Here is a 19,590-nt window from a genome sequence, read left to right as displayed (position 1 = left end):
TAGTACAAGTCACGTTAAGTCTACCAAATCATCCTACCCTAAAATTGCGCTAGATTATAACTAGGTCTCAAAGCTAGTTCTCATATGAGGGTTTAGGGGGATGCTGGTAGAGCTGTCCATAAGAACGTCATGCTTCGGCTCCGCTCAGCATGACAGTTACTTGGGTATATAATCCTCTACAAGGCGAAACACACCAGCACTGCCAGTGCTGCTATATGCGCTAAAGCGTAACATTCTAATACAGCAGCACTACCAAACTGCGTGCGCCGTGTGCGCCAATTACCAAGGACTGCTCGATATCTGCCGTCTTGGACGGGCCGGCTACAAAGGCTCCGTAGCCACCGGTAGAAGGCAACTGTGCATAAGCTTGGTGCATGGTCGCTACGATGCGGCGGTGGTCAAGCACTAGCACCAGGTGTTGGGTGATGGTGGGTAGAGCACGGTGCAGCATATTGGCCTCTGGCAGCCAGATACAGCCGTTTTCTGCCACGCCCATTTCACCAGGCAACACCGCTAAGTCAACATCGGCCAAAACTTCCGTGGACGTTAATGCATCCACGGGCACGGTGCCTGGAAATAGGGGAGAGGCCGAAAGCCGAGACTCTGGATACAACTGCTTCAATACCGGCTGCAACTGCTCGGGCCCATCGATCCAGACCACTTGGCCGCCGATGCTAGTCAAAACTTGCGTGAACCGCTCGGTGGAATCGTCGCCGCCGAAGTCGGGGACGATGGGCAGAGGTTTTTCGTCGGGTTTGTTGGCGCGGGCGGCGGCCAGGATTTTTTCGCGTGAACTGCTCATGCGGTAGTATTGGCCTGTTGTTGATACCACTCGCGGAAGCTTTGCTTGGGCGGGGTTGGTAGTTCCCGGGCCACAGCCCATACGTTGAAGTGCCGGGCGTGGGTAAGGCTGTAGGGAAGGTACTTAATGCCGTGTCGGGCCAGCTTGCCGCCCACCCCAAACGCCTTCGGACTAGTCAGTAAGCGCCCCATGAGCTTCATGCTCCACTTTTTGGAAGCCGGTATTTCGTTGGCTTCGCCGAGCACTTGCCGCCACTTGTAGAGCTGCGTGTGAATGTCAATTTTGACAGGACACACGTCGGAGCAAGAGCCGCACAGGGTGGAAGCGAACGGCAACGAGCTGTGCTTCTTCATGTCGATGTTCGGCGACAGAATGGCCCCGATGGGGCCGGGCACGGTAAAGTCGTAGGAGTGGCCGCCGCTGCGCCGGTACACCGGGCAGGTGTTCATGCACGCGCCGCACCGAATACACTTCAGCGAAGCCCGAAAATCGGGCCGGCCGAGTTGCTTGGTGCGCCCGTTGTCCACGATGACGATGTGCATCTCCTTGCCGGCTGCGGGCTTGGTGTAGTGCGAGGTGTAAGTGGTAACGGGCTGACCCGTAGCGCTACGAGCCAGCAGGCGCGTAAACACTGCCAAGTCGGAAAGCCGCGGAATCAGCTTCTCGATGCCCATGGCCGCAATGTGCACGTGCGCCAGATTCACGCCCAAGTCGGCGTTGCCTTCGTTGGTGCATACCACCACGCCACCCGTTTCGGCCACCGCAAAGTTGACGCCCGAAATAGCTACTTCCGCCGCCAAAAACCGGGCGCGCAGGTGCTGACGAGCGGCTTCGGTAAGAACCTGCGGATCTACTTCGCCTTTAGCCGTGCCGAGGTGCTTAAAGAACGTCTCGCCGACATCTTCCTTCTTCAAGTGAATAGCGGGCAGCACCAAGTGGCTCGGCGCTTCATCGCGCAGCTGAATGATACGCTCGCCCAAGTCGGTATCTACCACCTCGATGCCGTTGCTTAGCAGATGCGGGTTCAGGTGGCATTCCTCGGTCAGCATCGACTTGCTCTTCACTACCCGCGTGGCGTTGTGCTGCCGAATGATGTCGAGGATGATGGCATTGTGCTCGGCAGCATCGGCGGCCCAATGGATGTGCACGCCGTTGCGCTTGGCTTGCTCCTCGAACTGTTCGAGGTAGGTATCCAGCTTGCTCAGTGTGTGGTCTTTGATTTGAGAGGCTAGCTCGCGCAGGTCCTGAAACTCAGGCACGGCGTACACGGCTTTGTCGCGCTTGGCGCGCACAAACCAAAGGGTTTCGTCGTGCCAAGTGGTACGGTCAGCATCGCCAACAAATTTGGCGGCCCGGGTGGCGTGGTTCATGAGAGGGTGCCGTTAAGTATTTCGGCGGCGTGCAGTACGCGCATCGGCAACTGCCGACGCCGCACAATGCCTTCTAGGTGCATCAGGCACGACATGTCACCGCCGGTGAGGACGGTGGTGCCGTTGCGTTCGTGGTCGGCCACTCGGTCTTGGCCCATGCGGGCCGAAATAGCGGCTTCCGATACGCAAAACGTGCCGCCAAAACCGCAGCATTCGTCGTTGCGGTCGAGTTCCGTTAGCTCGATGCCATTGAGCGAGCCGAGCAGCCGGCGTAGCTGCCCGTCGCGCACCGGCGTTATCTCCGATTCGTTGGCTTGGTGCAAGCCGCGTTGGCCGTGGCAGCTTAGGTGCAAGCCCACGCGGTGCGGAAACGTGCCGGGTATTTCCGTCACGCCGAGCACGGTGGTAATGAAATCAATTAGGTCGTAGGCGGACGTGCGCACCTGCTGCACAGCAGGAGTTTGCTCTAGCTTGTCGAAGTGCTTGCGCACATGGTACACACAGCTACCTGAGGGCGCTACCACGTAGTCGTAATCGGAAAAGGTATCGACGTAGTGCCGGTAAATAGGCAGCGCATCTTTCTCGCAGCCGCTGTTGGCTAGCGGCTGCCCGCAGCACGTTTGCGCAGCCGGAAATTCTGCCTTCACGCCCAGTTTCTCCAAGAGCTGCAACGACGCAATACCTACCTGCGGGTAGAATTGGTCGACGTAGCACGGTACGAATAAGGCGACTTTCATTTGTAATGGGTAACAGGTAAAGAGGTAACAGAAAACACGAGAAAACGATTATGCTGAGCTTCCACCTAGCATACTCGCATCATAAGAACGTCATGCTGAGCTTGCCGAAGCATCTCGCGTGCTGAGGTTGAATTAGTACTCCAAAGTCAGCACGCGAGATGCTTCGGCTTCGCTCAGCATGACGGGCTAGTTTGGCAGCGATGCAAGCGAAATGCTTCAATAAATACAGCAAGACGTTCTTTTACTATCCTGCAATCAGCAATTATCACGTAAACAGCAACTGAGTTTTCTTCCAAGCTTCGCCTTGCTCTAGGTGTACTAGGGCGCCAAGGGCAGTAGCTTGTGGTACTTCCAAGGTCCGGATTTCGGCACCGGGGAAGTTCCAGCTTAGGGTTTGCATGAACAACGGGTTGCGCGCAAAACCACCATCGACGTAGATGATTTTCTCGCCCTGCCACACCAAGTGAATGGATTCGAGCAGCAGGTTGATGAGGCCGTGCATGAGGTGCTGGTACGCATCGGAAGCGGTGCGGAAGCCGGTGATGTCCCACTCGGCGGCGGGCCGGTCGGGGAAGGGGCCGGTACCGGCCATGCAGGCCGGCTGGAAGCTGGCCGAGGCTTCATCGTAGGGGCGGGCCAATACCAATGAGCGGTAGAAGTCCGGTTTCACGTGGAAGTGCTTGGCAATGCGGTCCACCTGGTAGTCGTGCTCCCGGCCCAAGAACACGCGGGCGGCGCGCATGGGCTGGCCGCCGGGCGTGAGGAAGCTTAGACTATCGCGCTTTAGTAACTCCGGGGTGAGGGGCTGGCTGTTGAACGGGTTGATGGTTACCGACCACGTGCCCGTCGAAACCAAGACAAACGGTTCGTCGGTTTCGGCTAGGTAGGGCATCACCGCGGCAGAGCTGTCGTGCAAGCCCACGCCGACCATGATACCATCGACCACCGACGCAATAGAATCCTTAGTGAGCGGCGCTAGCTTTTCCTCGATACCCTCACGGCGCACCCAATCGTGATACTGTCCCCGCTCGAAATCCCACAGGTTGGTGTGGCAGCCCACCGACGTATAGTCACTGAACTTCTCGCCCGAAATCAGATACGATAGGTACTGCGGCAAATGCAACGACGTGTGAATGCGCGCGAACAACTCGGGCTTGGTGTGTTTCAGCCAATACAGCTGCATTCCCGAGTTAAGCATGCCGAGTTGCGGCGAGCAGGTTTCGGCGGCGAAGTCTTCGGGCGCTTGGCCTAGCATCGAGTAGAAGCGCTGCATCACTTCCTCCGGCATCGGCTTGAGGTAGTTGTAGAGCGGCAACATCGGCTGGCCCTCAGCATCGAGGTGCACAAAGCTGGCGCCGTACGCCGTGAAGTTGACGCCCTTCACCGTGTAGTGCGGGTGGTGGCGTAACTGCTGCCAGTGGTCTTGCACCCACTGCGTTAGGCGGGGCAGGTGGTCACACACAAACCCATCGTCGTCGATGGAATCGGTGCAGATGTGCTGGTTTTCGTCGATAATCTGCCGGTCCTCATCAAAGAGAATCAGTTTCTTATTGGTTTTGCCAATGTCGAATACCGCGTAGATAGATTTTTTCATCGTCGGGCTGAGGTTAGGGCTACCAACTCGGGGCGGCGCATTGGGTCTACAACGCGCCGCCCGAAGCCAGCTGCTTGATTACAAACCAGTGGACAAGCTGAGTTTACCGCGCTGCTGAATCAGCTGCTCGCGGATACCGGCGGCGCGGTACGCGGCTACGGGCTTCAGTGCCCCACCGGCCCGGCGATACGCCTCGGCTACCAGCGGCCGAACGTCCAACAGGAAGGCATCACGCATGATTTCTTCGGCCCGTACTACATCGTTTTTCTCTTGCGCCTCATACAACGCGGTGCGGTCAACGAGCAGCGCTTTGGCGTAGGCACTCAGAATGTTCTCAACCGATTGCAGCAAATCTTCCAGCGGATCTTTCACGTTGTGGCTGGCGTCAATCATGTAAGCCACCGTGGGATTGGTTACGGTTTGGTCGCGGGCGGCGTCTACGAGCTCGTTGAAGATGAGGAAGAGCTGGAACGGCTTGGTGCTGCCGGTCGTCAGGTCGTCGTCGCCATACATCGAGCCGTTGAAATGGAAGCCCCCGAGGCGCCCAAACTGCTGCAAGCGGCCCACAATCTGCTCGATGTTGGTGTTAGGCAAGTGGTGCCCCAAATCTACCAACACGTTGGCATTCTCGCCCAACGATTGGCACAGCGAATAGGAGGTACCCCAATCTGGAATTACCGTGGAGTAGAAATTGGGCTCATAGGGCTTGTACTCGATGAGCATGTTCCAGTCGGAAGGCATGGCCTCGTAGATGGCCGCTAACGACTCCTGCGTGCGCAGATACGCCCGCCGTAAGTGCTGCTGACCGGGGAAGTTGGAGCCATCGGCCAGCCACACCGTTAGGGTTTTAGCGTTCAGGGCCTGCCCGTGGCGGATGCAGTCGATGTTGTGCTGAATGGCCTGCTGCCGAGCCCCGGCTTCGGTGTTGCTCAGCGAGCCAAATTTGTAGGAATAATGCTGGTCTTTCTGGTCTTGGAAGGTGTTGGAGTTCACCGAGTCAATCACCAGTTTCTGCTCGCTAAGCTGCTGTTGCAAGCCCGCAATATCCTGCGGAATATCCCATGGAATGTGCAGCGAAATAGAGTTGGAGGAGCCATTAAGCTGGTGCAGCAAGCCTACGTCGTTGATTTTCTCTTCTAAGTTGCGAGGCTCGCCGCCCAACGGAAACCGCCCAAACCGCGTGCCGCCCGTACCAAGCGCCCAACTCGGAATAGCCACCTGAAAATCTATGAGCTGCTGCACTACTTGCCCCGCATCCACCTGACGGCGCGCCAGCAGATCGGTCAGGAAATTGAACTGCAACTGATGTTCTTCCAGCAACGGCTGGTTGAGGTCTTGAATGCGGGATTCGGAAAGCATAAAGGTCGAGGTTTGGGAGGCAAGGTTCTCTGGTTGGCTACAAACCGGCCAGTTCGTTTCCCCTCCAAGTGGTGGAAGCTTTATTGATACAAGCAAATTAGTTGGGCAACCCCTGCCGAACTGTTCTGAACTCTCCTGTCTATCGTGTTTTTTCTGGCAGTAATACCAAAGCTATTCCGGTTGAACAAGGTCGCGGGCGAGAAGCACACGCTTACTGGCTCTGGTTCGCGGTACAGACATTTCGTCGCCTGAGGGTGGTCTGGAGGTTGTAACCTAGTACAATGCAGTAGATAGCGATGTAAGCAAAAACTCTGCTTCGCAACCCTCGAAACCATAGACACCGGTCAGGGGGTATCGGTTGTTCTGGTGGGTCGCCAAGCAGAGCTTCGCGGTGCGTATCAAACTTGCTGCGTAAGCCCCAACTGAGCTTACCGGTGAAACTGCTTACAACGACCCGCGGCGGATCGTGTAAAATGGATTCTTCACTTTTACGCGCTGCTTATCGAGTAGGAGCGTAGCGGCGGTGCGGCCCATCGCCTCGAAATCGGTGGTGATAACCGTCATGTTCAGTAGCTCTTTCAGCGGAGTTTCGTTGAACGAGATGATGCCCACTTCACGGCCCAGCAAGTAGCTGGTTTGCCGCATCTTCTTAACCAGTTCCACGAGGTCGGTTTCACGGATAACCACGTAGGCCGTACCTACTTGCAGTACTTCGTTCATGGCATTTTCCACCACCGCAAACGTCTTGTTGTGCAGCAAGCAGAACGAACGGAAACCCCACGGCAGCTCCTCGGGGTGGTTGGCGTCGCTAGGCAGAATCAGCACCAAGCGCGAGTACTTTTCCAGCAGATCAGCCGCGTTTTCCAGCGCGTTGAAAATGTCTTTATCGAAGTCCTGGAACACGCGCAGGCAGTCGTGCTTTAGCTCCGGAATATCCTTGTCGAGCAATACCAATTCCTGCGAGGGAATCCTGTTCAGAATGTTTTGATACGTGGCTTTCTCGGTGTCCAGGGTGAAGTGGGGCATCACCACGTAGTAGTTGTATTTGCCTAGGCTCTTCTCGATGATTTCCTCGAACAAATGCACGTTGTAGTGGTGAATTTGGAGGTCCACCGTGGCCTCTTCGCCCAGGGCTTCCAGGAAAGCGTAGTAGATGATCTTCTTATAGGAGCTCAGTTTATTGAATACGAGCAGAATCTTGAGTTTGGTGGTGTCGTTGGCCTGCACATAGTAGCCCTTGCCCTGCACCGACGTAATAAAGCCTCGCTCGCGCAATTCGCGGTAGGCTTTCTCTACGGTGTCGCGGGCAATGTAGTATTCCACGCTCAATTCACTGATAGAAGGAAGCTGGTCGCCATTTTTTAGCAAACCCCGCTCGATATCCGTAATTACCGACTGTACGATCTGCTTATACTTCGGCGTTTTGTCTTGAGGCTTTAGTTGAAGTTTATAAAAATCAGGGGCAACCATCAACTCGCGAGGTTCGGCCAGACCGATACTCGGGTTTCGGTCGCGGGAGGCAGATTTGTAGATCATGGTGGAGGAAGAAATAGGTGGGAATTTACGGAGCGGGGTACTCTGAATCAGAAACTTAATCAGGGATTATCTAGTACGCAATCGATTGTATGATTAAGGGTCTGGTGCATGAACCGTGCCTTGAACTTGCAGCCTTTCCGAGTATAAAATGGAAGGCGGGAAAACTCCAAGTGGTTGAAAATACTGAAAAAAGCTCGCTTTAATAGCTGTAAAGACAATTTTTCCTGGTAAAAATCATCGGGAACGTTGCCGGAACGCTCACTTAAGGCGCACTCGGCAGCCGATACTCCGGAAAAGCAAAAGACCTGACGAGTTGATTTTGCGATCAACCCATCAGGTCTTCTATTTGGTAATATTCGTATGTCTGGCTTCGGTAGCTTCTAGTTGAGTTAGCCGAAGCCGCTCAAACTAAGTTGCTTATGAAACCAAGCAACGCTTAGCGCACGAAGGCCATGGCCACGCCGCCATCCACGTTGAGCACGTTGCCGGTGCTCTTGCTCAGCGAACCATCCACAAACACGCGCACGGCCTTGGCAATGTCCTCTGCCAACAACTCCTCGCCGAGCAAGGTGCGCTTGGCATAGTGAGCGGGCAGTTCTTCCACCGAGATACCGTAGGCTTTGGCCCGGCCCGCAGCCCACTCGCCTTCCCAAATCTTGGAGCCGCGCAGTACGGCATCGGGGTTGACGGTGTTGACGCGGATCTTGTCGGCCCCGAGCTCGGCGGCCAGCAAGCGGCTCATGTGCAGCTGCGCTGCCTTGGCCGTGCCGTACGCCACGTTGTTGGGGCCTGCCACCAAACCGTTCTTGCTGGCAATGTTGACGATGTCGCCACCTAGGGCCTGCTGGCGTAAAATCTCCACCGCCGCCTGGCTCACCAGAAACTGGCCTTTCACCAACACATCATTGAGAATGTCCCAATCCGCCTGCGTGGTGTCAGCCAGCGGTTTGGAAATCGACAGGCCCGCGCAGTTAACAATGATGTCAACGCCGCCAAATTGCAGAACACTCTGGCGCAACGACTCGGCGATACTGTCGGCATCGGTCACGTTGATGGCCGCGCTCAGGGCGCTGTCCTTACCAAACTTCTTGCGCAGCTCGTCTTGCGTTTCTTCCAGTCGGTCGCGGTCTACGGCTACTACGCAGGCGCCGAACTTGAGCAGCTCCTCGCAGATGGCTTTGCCGATGCCGCCGGTGCCGCCCGTCACGTAGGCCACCTTGCCGGAAAGGGCTTTGGGTGGCGCCATGCGCTGAAGCTTAGCTTCTTCCAGCAACCAGTACTCGATGTTGAAGGCTTCTTGCTCGGCGAGGCCCGTGTATTCGCTCACGGCCTCCGCGCCCTTCATCACGTTGATGGCGTTGGTATAGAACTCGGCGGCTACGCGGGCGGTCTGCTTGTCTTTGGCGAAGGCGAACATGCCCACGCCGGGCCACAGGATAATAACCGGGTTAGCGTCGCGTATGGCCGGCGAGTTGGCGTGCTTGCTACGCTCGTAGTACGCCGCGTAGTCCTGGCGGTAAGCTGCAAACTGGCCTTCCAAATAGGTTTTAACACTGGCCGCGTCGCCCTGCATTACGTCGGCGTCGAGGACGAGCGGACGGATCTTGGTACGTAGGAAGTGGTCGGGACAGGAGGTGCCTTTCTGCGCCAAACGAGGCAGGTCGTTGGAATTAACGAACTCCAGTACGCGGGCGTCGTCGGTGTAGTGGCCGAGCATGCGACGCTGACTGCTTGCTAGGCCGCGCAGTACGGGCATCACGGCAGCGGCTTGCTGGCGCCGCTGCGTGGCATCCAGGGTCTGCTCGCGCTTCACGCCGCCGAATACGGGACCTTTCTTGCCGTAATTGGCTTCGAGGTAGGTAGCGGCTTGCTCAATTACTTCTAAGGTGTTGAGGTAGCAAGCGTAGCTGGTTTCGCCCCACGTGAAGAGGCCGTGGCCACCGAGGATGACGCCGCGCAGGTGCGGGTTGTCGGCCACAATTTTCTCGAGCTGTAAGCCCAAATCGAAGCCCGGCTTCTGCCACGGCAACCAGCCCATGGTGTCGCCCCAAATCTCGTGCATGATCTGCTCGCCATCTTTGCTGGCGGCAATAGCAATAAGGGCATCGGGGTGCAAGTGGTCGATGTGCTTGAAGGGCAACAAACCGTGCAGCGGCGTATCAATAGAAGGCGTGGCGCACTTCGGGTCGAAGAGGCAGTACTCAAACAAGCCTACCATTTCGTCTTCGTGGGCAAGGCCGCGGTAGCGGTTCTTGAGCTGGTGCAGCTTTTCAACGTAGAGGTTGGCGCAGCCGGCCTTTGTTAACGTACCGATGTCGCCCCCCGAGCCCTTCACCCACATCACTTCGGCGGCTTCGCCCGTGACAGGGTTTGTTTCCTGGATTTTGCAGGAGGTGTTGCCCCCGGCATAGTTGGTCAGGCGCAGATCCGCGCCGAGCAGGTTAGAGCGGTACAGGAACAGGGCGACTTCGTCGCCGCTCAACTCCAGCGCCTTCGCCTCGTCCCACAAATAGCTGACGTGCTGAAAGGTTAGCGTTTTTTCCATAGTGATGCTTCTGTGAAGTTGCCAGAAAACAGTAAGAGTATGCTTTTCATCAAAGTACGCTGATTGGCGAAGGGCGAAACTCCTGCACTCTCCTGTTCAAGGGTAAATTATTTATTATATCTGGTACTTTGCCTGCACAAGAAAGAAACTTTCCAGGCTGCTCAGGAGAGCACAGGACTGTTTGTAGCAGTATATAAAGCAGGTTTGGTAAAAATCTCACACTATGGCAGTTATTTGGGGAGTCATTTTTCACGCACTGGGGGCTTTGCGTCCGGCAGTTTTTACCTGCCCTACAAGAAAGTAAAAGGGTGGTCTTGGGAAAGCTACTGGCTGGTAGGCGGCATCGTGTCGTGGCTGCTGGTTCCGTGGCTGTTAGGTTTCGTGACCATCCCCAACCTAATGGAAGTGCTGCGTCAAACGGATAACTCCACGCTGTTTTGGGTGTATTTCTGGGGCGTGCTCTGGGGCTTCGGGGGCCTGACCTTTGGGCTGGCTATGCGCTACCTGGGGCTGTCGTTGGGGATGGCCGTCATTATGGGACTTTGCGCCCTAGTCGGCACGCTGGTACCACCCATCTGGGGCGGCACCATGTCGCAGCTGATAAGCACCGCTTCGGGGCAGGTGACGCTGTTTGGCTTGTTTGTGTGCCTAGTAGGTATTCTGATTTGCAGCCGGGCCGGGATTATGAAGGAAAAATCCTTGTCGGCTGAAGAAAAAGGGGAATCGATTGCAGAGTATGATTTGCGGAAGGGGCTGCTGGTGGCCGTGTTTTCGGGCATCATGAGCGCCTGCTTTGCCTTCGGACTGGAGGCCGGTCAGAAAATTGCTGACCTGGCGGTGCAGCAAGGCGCCGACCCGCTTTATAAGAACAACGCCATCTTGGTGGTGATTTTGCTTGGTGGCCTTACGACCAACGCGGTGTGGTGCTTGTATCTCAACCTCAAAAACCGCACGTACACCGATTATATCAACCCTTCGTACCCGGCGCTGCGCAACATTATATTTTGCGCCATGGCGGGCACTCTGTGGTACTTCCAGTTCTTCTTCTATGGCATGGGCGACACCAAGCTAGGCGTCTACCGGTTCTCGGGCTGGACTCTACACATGGCTTTCATTATTGCGTTCAGCTCGATGTGGGGCTTGTACTTGCACGAATGGCGTGGCGCCAATCGCGCCACGATGCGCACTGTAACTGCTGGAATTCTGACGGTGGTGTTATCCACCGTGATAGTGGGATACGGTAACTACTTGGGGTCAGATACGGCAGAAGCTGCGGTGCCAGCTAAAGCAAAGCCATTGACGGAAGTCGCCGCGGAAGCGCAGCAAGCACAATAAGTTTCTATTGGGTGGGTCAATCTGCTAACAGTAAAATCTTTCTGCCAAAAGGATTTTGCTAACAGGATGATTTCAACATGCTTCAGCTTCAGTTAGAGTCTTTAGTGTTTGTGCTAAGCAGTAGATACTAAGTGTAGTTGCTATATATGAACTACAAAAAAGCCCGGTTAAGTACCGGGCTTTTTTTGTAACTATTAATGAAGCCAAATAATTATGGCAAGCAGGTAAGTACGGGAGGGGATGTGTGAAGTGGGATAATACCTTCATGGACTTTTCATAATTCGGCAAGCCATCTGCCTAACCTTCACCTTTACACCGCATGAGAAAGCTATACCACTTAGCTAAAGTAGTACCCTTGCTGGTACTACTTCTCTTTACTCGGTCTTTGTTTGCCCAGTCGCAATCGATTTCCGGTAAAGTCACCACTGCCGATAAAAATGAGCCGTTGCCCGGCGTGACCGTAGTAGTGAAAGGCACTACGATTGGGGCGGGTACGAATGCCGATGGCTCGTTTTCGCTAAGCGTGCCCAACGGCACAGGTACGCTGGTATTTTCTTTCGTAGGCTACATCACGAAAGAGGTGCCTATTGATGGTAAAACCACAATCAATGTGGGCCTCTCCGCTGACAACAAAGCGTTGGAGGAAGTAGTAGTGGTGGGCTACGGCACGCAAAAAGCCGGCAACGTAACGGGCGCCGTCACGGGTATCACGGCCAAGGAGATTGAGGAGCGGCCCGTTAACCGCATTGAGAATGCACTGGTGGGTCAGATGCCCGGTGTGTACGTGCAAACGACCACTGGCGAACCTGGTGCCGATTTACAAATTCGGGTGCGTGGCGCGGCTTCTATCAACGCTTCCAATGATCCGCTGTATGTAGTAGATGGGGTCCCCGTAGAGAATCTACGCGGCATCAACCCAACTGACGTAGCCAATATCGAGGTGTTAAAAGATGCTGCTTCGGCGGCTATCTATGGCTCACGGGGCTCCAACGGCGTAGTCTTAGTAACGACTAAGCGTGGCAAGAAAGGTGCGGCCAAACTGCAGTTCTCGGGTTTCACGGGTGTTCAAATAGCGGAGAGCCGGCTTGATGTGCAGTCGGCGGAAGAATGGATTCAGATGCGCAAGGAGGGAATTGACCTGGACTGGTTGTCACAAAACCCTGCCAACCGAGTGGAAGACTCGCGAGCTACTCGCCTTCAGCGTTTGACAGTGAACGGCACCCCCCCAAGCCAAACCAATATTATTCGCTATACCTACGACCCCAAGTGGGAATATGGCCAGGATAGTTTGGCTTACATCGACTGGCAAGACGCTATTTTCCGCAAGGCAATTATGCAGCAGTACACAGTAGGCGTGTCGGGCGGCACCGATAACGTCAACTACAACATAAACGGCTCGTTTCTGGACCAGAAGGGCATCATCATCGGTAGCAATCTGCAACGTGCTACGCTACGCGCCAACTTCGATGCACAAATTCGCAAGGGCATTAAGCTGTTTATGACGCTGGCCCCAAGTATGGAGTGGAGCAGCCTAGGCCGGGTAGATGGCACGGGTGGGCAGGCCCTGAACGCTGCCCAAATGCCACCTGTAGCTCCCAAAGAAGCCGGGATATATGTGGGAGCTGACCCGTATACCACTTATGCGTGGTCGGGCCGCTACATCAGCCCTGTGGCCGTAATGGAACGGACGCAGGCCAGCGGCACGCGCACCCGCCTCAATGCCAACATGGGCCTGAACTTTGATATCTACAAAGGGCTGCAGCTACAGTTGCTGGGCGCCATGGACAACGGGTACTTCCAAGACCAGCAGTTCTTTCCTACTAACTCCAGCCGCGAATGGTTTGGCGCCCCAGAAGGCTCTTTGAGCCGCTCGCGGTATTACCAAACGTTCAATACGCGCTACCTCTTCCAAAGCGTGATGAACTACACCCGTTCGTTTGGTGATCATCGCCTCGAAGCTATTTTGGGCTACTCCGTAGAGCGTACTCGTTTGGATGAGTCGCAGCAGGAGAACACCCAACTACCCAACGACCTGACGTACCTTTTTGACCGGGCCAACTCCACTACCAGCCAAAATAACATTAGGGCTGGCAAAGAGGCCCTGTTATCGTACTTCACTCGGGCACAATACAACTACAAAGAAAAGTACCTGCTCTCGGCCAGTTTGCGGCGCGATGGATCTTCCAAGTTTGGCGCCAACCGGCCCTTTGGTTATTTTCCAGCTGTTTCGTTAGGCTGGCGCGTATCGAGCGAGAATTTCATGCAAGGCATTACCTTCATCAGCGACCTGAAGGCGCGAGCTAGCTGGGGCGTGACGGGTAACAACCGCATTCCAAACAACTCGCAGTTCGCCACCCTGGGGGTGAGCAACTACTCGCTAAACGGCTCGAGCATTAACGGATATGCCCCGAGTGGTTTCCAGAACGAGGACCTAGGCTGGGAGCAAACAGCTAGCTTCAACTATGGTCTTGACTTTAGCGTGCTGCAAAACCGGCTGCAAGTAACTGCCGACTACTACACGAAAAACACTACTGACCTGCTTTACCAGGTGCCGCTCTCGTCGCTTACCGGTTTCACCCGCACCTACGTCAACATCGGCGAAGTGTACAACCAAGGCGTTGAACTCGGCCTGAACTCGCGCAACTTAGTAGGAGCCTTTGAGTGGGGCACGAGCTTCAACGCCTCTTACAACACGAACCGAGTAGAAAAGCTGGACTACGACAACACGCCCGTGCAAACTGGCAATAGCCCTGGCGGCTTCGTGAGCATCCTGCAAGTGGGGTTGCCCGTCAACTCGTACTTGCTCTACGACGCTATCGGCGTGTACCAAACTCAGGCCGAAGTTGACACCGAACCGAAACTGACCAACACCCGCGTGGGCGACATCAAGTACCGCGACGTAAACGGCGACGGTCAAATCACGGTTGATGACCGCACCATTATGGGTAACCCGACGCCTAAGTTCATCTTTGGCGTTACCAACAACTTCCGATACAAGAATTTTGATTTGACCGTGCTGGTAAATGCGCAGCAGGGAGGCGAATTATATTCGCTCATTGGCCGCTCCATCGACCGACCCGGCATGGGCTACCTCTACAACCACGCCTCTAGCTGGAACAACCGCTGGAAATCTGAGGCTGAGCCCGGCGACGGCAAAACGCCAAGCATCACGGCGCAAAACAGTTCCTTGCTGGATTCGCGCTGGCTCTATAGCTCCGATTATATCCGGGTTAAAAACGTGACTCTGGGCTACACTCTGCCCAAGCATCGGCTTTATTCCGGTGCCCGCATTTACATAGCCTTGGAAAACGCCTACATCTGGCACAACTACACGGGCGGCTTCTCGCCGGAGGCCCTGCAGAATGGCGGCTTCGACAATGGCAGCTATCCGCAGTCCCGCACTTACACTGTCGGGTTCAACCTGTCTTTGTAGTCCGGTCCCACCTCAACTGATAATCCGATGAAAGCCTTTAAATACTTCGTCTACGCTACTTCCCTGAGTATATCTGGGTTGCTAACCGCATCCTGCAAGGAGGATGTGCTCTATATCCCACCCGTCGCCAACAACACGGTAGATGAATTCTACAAAGACGAAAACCAGGTGAACCAAGGCGTAATGGCCATTTACAACGGTTGTCTGTCGTTACCCGAGAACTCCTATTGGTTTTTGGCTGAATTTCGCTCCGACAACGTGGCCGCCGACGTGGCCACCGTGCAGCGGGATTACAGCGACGTAAGCAACTTCAACGCAACTTCACAGACTCCCCAGCTACAAGCTACCTGGACTGACCTGTACGAAATTGTGTACCGGGCCAATGTCTTGCAAGAGCGAATTCAGCCCTTCACCTTTGCCCGCGTCGAGCAGTTCAAGGGGGAAGCCCGATTTTTGCGCGCCTTGGCTTACTTCGACTTGGTACGCTACTGGGGTGCGGTGCCCATCGTCGACAAACCAGTGGGCATTGAAGAGTCGAAAAACGTGCCTCGGTCTCCCGTCGCTGACGTGTATAAGTTTATCGTCGACGACTTAACCTTTGCTGCCGAAAACCTGCCGTCTTCTTACGTTATTACGGTAGGTACTGCCACTGATGCCACCAACAAGGGCCGCGCTACCAAGTGGGCTGCCAAAGCTTTGCTAGGTAAGGTATACCTCACGATGTATGGCTACCCATTGCGCCAAACCAGCGCTCTGCCCTTAGCCAAAAAGGAACTCATGGAGGTATACGCCGCTGCTGGTGCTAACACCTTCTCGGTTGCTCCGAATTTTGCCGACTTATTTAAAGCAGCTAACGACAACAAATACGCCGTTTTCGAGCTGCAGTACATTTCCGGCGGCACCGGCCTGGGCAACCCGATTCCGTGGCAGCAGGGTCAAGTGTTCCCTACGTTTTGGTCGCCCTTTCCTGCATTTGCTGCTGACTTTACGCTGCCTCCAGCTTTGTTCGGCGCCAACTGGCCCAAGATCGACAAGCGCAAGGCTGCAACACTTGATTCAGCTATCCGCAACCCTACCACTGGGGCCATTGTTGCTGGGAGGCCACAGCTAACTAAGTTTCTGGAAAAAGGCATTACGGCGATACAAAACCGGACCGATTACCCCAACAACTTTCCCATCATCCGCTTCGAAGACGTGGTGCTGATGTACGCCGAGGTGCTGAACGAGGAGGCTGGTAGTCCGCCCGCTATGGCTCTCACCCTTATCAACCAGATTCGGAAACGCTCGGGAATATCTGAATATACGGCTGCCTCACCCGAAGCTGCGACGAAAGAGGCCTTCCGGGCTGCCGTGCTGAAAGAGCGCCGCTACGAGTTTATAGCGGAAGGCCAGCGCTGGCACGACCTAGTGCGCACCGGTAATGCTATTTCGGTGATGACAGCCTTCAAGCGTAGCACTACCGGTACCACGGCTACCGGAGGCGCCAACTTCCGGCAGCTCGACGAACACGATTTGCTTTTTCCCATTCCAATCTTGGAACTGCGTCTGAACCCTGGCTTTTGGGAGCAAAATCCAGGTTACAACTAATAGTTAGGTCTCATCCCAACGGGCAGCTTATATCGAGCTGCCCGTTGCTGTTGCATTCAAAGGACTGACGGACGATGTGAGCAGCCGCCTTGTTCTTCGCGTTTATACACTCAACTTATGAAGTACGCTTCAAATAAGGCTGGTTACCTGCTGCTAATTGGCGGCTTGCTGGCCGCAGGTTTTGCAAGCAAGCCTACCCCGAAAGTCAAGCCGATAGCCGTGGCCACACAGCGCCAGATGGAGCGACTGGGCCGGGGCGTGGTGGCCGTGAAGCAGGAGGGAGGGGGCGTGTTTGTGAGTTGGCGGTTGCTGGATTCGGACCCGCAGGGCGCGGGGTTTCTGGTGTTTCGTCAGGCGAAGGGAGGCAAGGCCGTCAAGTTGACCAGCCAACCCGTTAGCACCAGCACCAATTGGGTCGATAAAACCGCTGATGCTGCGCAGACTTACACGTATTCGGTGCTGCTAGTTGCTGGTAAAGCAGGTACTCGCAGCATGCAAGATGCACCAGCCGAACAAGCCACCGTGTGGGCGCAAAACCTTATGCGGGTGCCGCTGAAGCGCCCCGCTGGCGGCAGCGTAAGCAGCGGCACCGAAATCAGCGAATACACTTACACCGCCAACGACGCTTCCGTGGCTGATTTGGATGGCGACGGCCAATATGAAATTGTGCTCAAGTGGGAGCCTTCCAACGCTCGCGACAATGGCTCAGCCGGCATCACGGGGCCGGTGCTGCTCGACGCTTATAAGCTGGATGGCACGCAGCTGTGGCGCATCAACCTGGGTAAGAACATCCGGGCGGGCGCCCATTACACGCAGTTTTTGGTGTATGACTTTGATGGTGACGGCAAAGCCGAGCTAGCTTGCAAAACCGCCGATGGCACCATTGACGGCAAAGGCACCGTAATCGGTGACGCCAACAAGGACTACCGCACCCTCACCGTGCCCACCGATGCCCCGTCCGTAGCCGGCACCCGCGACAAAATGTACGGCCGGGTTCTGGCGGGCCCAGAATATTTCACCGTGTTCAACGGCCTGACCGGGGCAGCTATGGCCACGGCACCCTATGCTCCCGGCCGCGGCGACTTGGGAGGGTGGGGCGGCATTGGGGGCAACGGCGGTAACGACAGCCACGGCAACCGCGCCGACCGGATGCTGGCCGCCGTAGCGTATCTAGACGGCGTCCACGCCAGCGCCGTAATGTGCCGCGGCTACTATGGCCGCTCGGTGCTAGCCGCCTGGGACTGGCGCGACGGCAAGCTCATCTCGCGTTGGGTGTTCGACTCGCAGGACGCTAAAAGCCCGTTTTCTGGTATGGGCAACCACGGTTTGAGCGTCAATGACGTCGACTTTGATGGTAAAGACGAAATCGTGTACGGCTCGATGGTGGTCGATGATAATGGCAAAGGGTTGTTCAGTACTGGCTTGCGTCACGGCGACGCGCTGCACGTCAGCAACTTCGACCCGACCACGCCCGACCTGGAAGCGTGGGGCGTGCACGAAAACGAGGAGAAAGTGTCCGGCTACGAAAACGGCCCCGGCGCGGCTATGTACGATGCCACCACCGGCAAAGTGCTGTTTTCGGGCGTGCCCGGGCAGGACGTGGGCCGGGGCATGGCCGCCGACATCGACCCGCGCCACTTGGGCGCCGAAGTGTGGGCCAGCAACGCAGAGGTAGGGCTACTTTCCAGCAAAGGCGTGAAAATTGGGCCGGCACCCCGCGCCGTCAACTTTGGCATTTGGTGGGACGGGGACTTACTGCGCGAGTTGCTCGATGGCACCACCATTTCCAAGTGGGACTACAAAGCTGGTACTTCCAGCACGCTGCTCGATGGCAAGCCTTTGGGGGCCATGTCGTGCAATGGCACCAAAGCCACGCCCTGTGTCAGTGCCGATTTGTTTGGCGACTGGCGCGAAGAAGTAATCTGGCGCAACGCCAACAATGAAGAACTGCTGATCTTCACGACCACCATTCCGACTACGCATCGTTTCGTGACCCTGATGCAAGACCCCGCGTATCGGCTTGGCGTAGCCCGCGAAAATGTGGGCTACAACCAGCCCCCGCACACCAGCTACTACTTAGGTGAAGGCATGAAACCAGAGACGGCAAAAGTTGGCAAGTGATTAGCCAAGCTCAATCAACATAGCATTCCATCTAATTGCAATCGTGCCAACATAACCCGTCCGTCATGCTGAAGGCAGCCGCAGTCGAAGCATTGGGCGTGCTAACGCCTAGCACAACTAGACCGTCATGCTGAGCTTGTCGAAGCATCTCGCGTGCTGAGGTTGCAAGACCAACTCAATGAATCGAGCGAGATGCTTCGACTCCGCTCAGCATGACAATACCTTCCTCAGCGTCAGCACGCCAAATGCTTTGGCAAGCTCTGTAAGACTTTCTGTTCTGGTTAAGCTGCCTGCGTTTTGGGCGTGTCACTTTAAATTCATTTCGAACATCCACAGCGAAACTCAAGAGAAGCAACACCCCGCTCCATGAAAAACTTACTTGCGCTGCTCGCGCTATGTTGCGCTTTAACCGCATTCCTAAAGCCATCCAAGCCTACGCTCTACCTTATCGGCGACTCCACGGTGCGCAATACCAACGCCCCGCAAGCTGGGTGGGGCAGCCAACTGGCTAGCTACTTCGATACCACCCGCATCAGCATCAACAACAGCGCCATGGCGGGCCGTAGCACCCGCACGTTCATTTCGGAAGGTCGGTGGGACAAAGTGCACAATGCCCTCAAACCCGGTGATTTTCTGATCATGCAATTTGGCCACAACGAAGGCAGCGCCCCCGATACAACTAAGGCCGGCCGCCGCGGCGTGCTCAAGGGTACCGGCGAAGAAACCAAGGACTTGGTTTGGCCGGATGGCCGCCAGGAAACGGTGCACACGTACGGTTGGTACTTGCGCAAATTCATAAAGGAAGCCAAAGCCAAAGGTGCCACGCCCATGGTCGCCTCCATGATTCCGCGCAACGAATGGAAAGAAGGCAAGGTGATTCGGGCTACCAACGACTACGGCAAATGGGCTGCCGAAGTAGCCAAGCAGGAAGGTGTAGCCTTCATTGATCTGAACAGCATCACGGCCGACAAATACGACAAGCTCGGCCCCGACGAGGTGAAGAAGTGCTTCCCCGGCGACCATACCCACACCAACGAAGCCGGCGCCCGCCTCAATGCTGAATCGGTGATTGATGGCATCAAAGCCACCAAGAGTTTGCCCTTGAATAAGTTCTTGGCTAAAAAGCGCAGCTAAGAAGGGTCTCTCTTGCTGAGGCAATGAAATATGTTGT

12 protein-coding genes are annotated in these 19,590 nt (G+C 55.7%); 5 read left to right on the top strand and 7 right to left on the bottom strand.

Going from position 1 to position 19,590, the window contains the following annotated elements:
- Nucleotides 1-235: 235 nt before the first annotated feature.
- The 7 genes from MUN86_RS14500 to MUN86_RS14470 form a co-directional block, all read right to left on the bottom strand.
- Entirely contained in the window at nt 236-802 is a 567-nt protein-coding gene (locus tag MUN86_RS14500) for a LutC/YkgG family protein (RefSeq protein WP_245118755.1), read from the bottom strand.
- Nucleotides 799-2,172: a lactate utilization protein B gene (locus MUN86_RS14495; protein ID WP_245118754.1), complete on the bottom strand. Its 1,374-nt coding sequence runs from the start codon at nt 2,170-2,172 to the stop codon at nt 799-801. Before MUN86_RS14495 ends, MUN86_RS14500 begins: the two co-directional genes overlap by 4 nt.
- Nucleotides 2,169-2,909: a (Fe-S)-binding protein gene (locus MUN86_RS14490; protein ID WP_243795389.1), complete on the bottom strand. Its 741-nt coding sequence runs from the start codon at nt 2,907-2,909 to the stop codon at nt 2,169-2,171. The genes MUN86_RS14495 and MUN86_RS14490 overlap by 4 nt, the downstream gene beginning before the upstream one ends.
- A gap of 265 nt (nt 2,910-3,174) precedes the next feature.
- Nucleotides 3,175-4,503: an FGGY-family carbohydrate kinase gene (locus tag MUN86_RS14485; RefSeq protein WP_245118753.1), complete on the bottom strand. Its 1,329-nt coding sequence runs from the start codon at nt 4,501-4,503 to the stop codon at nt 3,175-3,177.
- 78 nt (nt 4,504-4,581) lie between these two features.
- The gene (locus MUN86_RS14480; protein ID WP_245118752.1) at nt 4,582-5,862 is read right to left on the bottom strand and encodes a sugar isomerase; all 1,281 of its coding nucleotides are present in this window, start codon (nt 5,860-5,862) and stop codon (nt 4,582-4,584) included.
- Between the two features lie 444 nt (nt 5,863-6,306).
- Entirely contained in the window at nt 6,307-7,332 is a 1,026-nt protein-coding gene (locus MUN86_RS14475; RefSeq protein WP_245125750.1) for a GntR family transcriptional regulator, read from the bottom strand.
- Nucleotides 7,333-7,834: 502 nt separating this feature from the next.
- Entirely contained in the window at nt 7,835-9,943 is a 2,109-nt protein-coding gene (locus MUN86_RS14470; RefSeq protein WP_245118751.1) for a bifunctional aldolase/short-chain dehydrogenase, read from the bottom strand.
- A 234-nt stretch (nt 9,944-10,177) separates the two neighbouring features.
- Between MUN86_RS14470 and rhaT the strand changes: the two genes are divergently transcribed.
- The 5 genes from rhaT (at nt 10,178) to MUN86_RS14445 (ending at nt 19,553) form a co-directional block, all read left to right on the top strand.
- Nucleotides 10,178-11,278, top strand: a complete 1,101-nt coding sequence (gene rhaT, locus MUN86_RS14465) for an L-rhamnose/proton symporter RhaT (RefSeq protein ID WP_245118750.1) — start codon at nt 10,178-10,180, stop codon at nt 11,276-11,278.
- Between the two features lie 319 nt (nt 11,279-11,597).
- Nucleotides 11,598-14,711 carry a SusC/RagA family TonB-linked outer membrane protein gene (locus MUN86_RS14460; protein ID WP_245118749.1) on the top strand — a complete coding sequence of 1,038 codons (3,114 nt, stop codon included), beginning with the start codon at nt 11,598-11,600 and terminating at the stop codon, nt 14,709-14,711.
- 27 nt (nt 14,712-14,738) lie between these two features.
- Nucleotides 14,739-16,298: a RagB/SusD family nutrient uptake outer membrane protein gene (locus tag MUN86_RS14455; protein WP_245118748.1), complete on the top strand. Its 1,560-nt coding sequence runs from the start codon at nt 14,739-14,741 to the stop codon at nt 16,296-16,298.
- 117 nt (nt 16,299-16,415) lie between these two features.
- Nucleotides 16,416-18,419 (top strand): rhamnogalacturonan lyase, encoded by a 2,004-nt coding sequence (locus MUN86_RS14450; protein WP_245118747.1) that lies wholly within the window; start codon nt 16,416-16,418, stop codon nt 18,417-18,419.
- A gap of 366 nt (nt 18,420-18,785) precedes the next feature.
- Nucleotides 18,786-19,553, top strand: coding sequence for a rhamnogalacturonan acetylesterase (locus MUN86_RS14445; RefSeq protein ID WP_245118746.1), 768 nt, complete (start codon nt 18,786-18,788; stop codon nt 19,551-19,553).
- The last annotated feature ends 37 nt before the right edge of the window (nt 19,554-19,590 follow it).

The sequence above is a fragment of the Hymenobacter volaticus genome (genome assembly GCF_022921055.1).
Classification (GTDB): domain Bacteria; phylum Bacteroidota; class Bacteroidia; order Cytophagales; family Hymenobacteraceae; genus Hymenobacter; species Hymenobacter volaticus.
Note: the sequence above shows the minus strand (reverse complement) of the source record. Positions and strands in the feature narration are given on the sequence as shown.